The organism is Vibrio sp. 1731, assembly GCF_033339955.1.
GTDB lineage: Bacteria > Pseudomonadota > Gammaproteobacteria > Enterobacterales > Vibrionaceae > Vibrio > Vibrio alginolyticus.
Map to the genome: position 1 here is coordinate 1 of NZ_JAWOVO010000072.1, position 1,563 is coordinate 1,563.

Here is a 1,563-nt window from a genome sequence, read left to right on the forward strand (position 1 = left end):
TAAGGAGGTGATCCAGCGCCAGGTTCCCCTAGCGCTACCTTGTTACGACTTCACCCCAGTCATGAACCACAAAGTGGTAAGCGTCCCCCCGAAGGTTAAACTACCTACTTCTTTTGCAGCCCACTCCCATGGTGTGACGGGCGGTGTGTACAAGGCCCGGGAACGTATTCACCGTGGCATTCTGATCCACGATTACTAGCGATTCCGACTTCATGGAGTCGAGTTGCAGACTCCAATCCGGACTACGACGCACTTTTTGGGATTCGCTCACTTTCGCAAGTTGGCCGCCCTCTGTATGCGCCATTGTAGCACGTGTGTAGCCCTACTCGTAAGGGCCATGATGACTTGACGTCGTCCCCACCTTCCTCCGGTTTATCACCGGCAGTCTCCCTGGAGTTCCCGACATTACTCGCTGGCAAACAAGGATAAGGGTTGCGCTCGTTGCGGGACTTAACCCAACATTTCACAACACGAGCTGACGACAGCCATGCAGCACCTGTCTCAGAGTTCCCGAAGGCACCAATCCATCTCTGGAAAGTTCTCTGGATGTCAAGAGTAGGTAAGGTTCTTCGCGTTGCATCGAATTAAACCACATGCTCCACCGCTTGTGCGGGCCCCCGTCAATTCATTTGAGTTTTAATCTTGCGACCGTACTCCCCAGGCGGTCTACTTAACGCGTTAGCTCCGAAAGCCACGGCTCAAGGCCACAACCTCCAAGTAGACATCGTTTACGGCGTGGACTACCAGGGTATCTAATCCTGTTTGCTCCCCACGCTTTCGCATCTGAGTGTCAGTATCTGTCCAGGGGGCCGCCTTCGCCACCGGTATTCCTTCAGATCTCTACGCATTTCACCGCTACACCTGAAATTCTACCCCCCTCTACAGTACTCTAGTCTGCCAGTTTCAAATGCTATTCCGAGGTTGAGCCCCGGGCTTTCACATCTGACTTAACAAACCACCTGCATGCGCTTTACGCCCAGTAATTCCGATTAACGCTCGCACCCTCCGTATTACCGCGGCTGCTGGCACGGAGTTAGCCGGTGCTTCTTCTGTCGCTAACGTCAAATGATAGTGCTATTAACACTACCACCTTCCTCACGACTGAAAGTGCTTTACAACCCGAAGGCCTTCTTCACACACGCGGCATGGCTGCATCAGGCTTGCGCCCATTGTGCAATATTCCCCACTGCTGCCTCCCGTAGGAGTCTGGACCGTGTCTCAGTTCCAGTGTGGCTGATCATCCTCTCAGACCAGCTAGGGATCGTCGCCTTGGTGAGCCCTTACCTCACCAACTAGCTAATCCCACCTAGGCATATCCTGACGCGAGAGGCCCGAAGGTCCCCCTCTTTGGCCCGTAGGCATTATGCGGTATTAGCCATCGTTTCCAATGGTTATCCCCCACATCAGGGCAATTTCCTAGGCATTACTCACCCGTCCGCCGCTCGACGCCGTTATCGTTCCCCGAAGGTTCAGATAACTCGTTTCCGCTCGACTTGCATGTGTTAGGCCTGCCGCCAGCGTTCAATCTGAGCCATGATCAAACTCTTCAATTTAAGATTTTGT

The 1,563-nt window shown here is 53.5% G+C and carries 1 rRNA gene; it reads right to left on the bottom strand.

Going from position 1 to position 1,563, the window contains the following annotated elements:
• Positions 1 to 1,553 (bottom strand): 16S ribosomal RNA (locus R7035_RS25220).
• Positions 1,554 to 1,563: the final 10 nt, after the last annotated feature.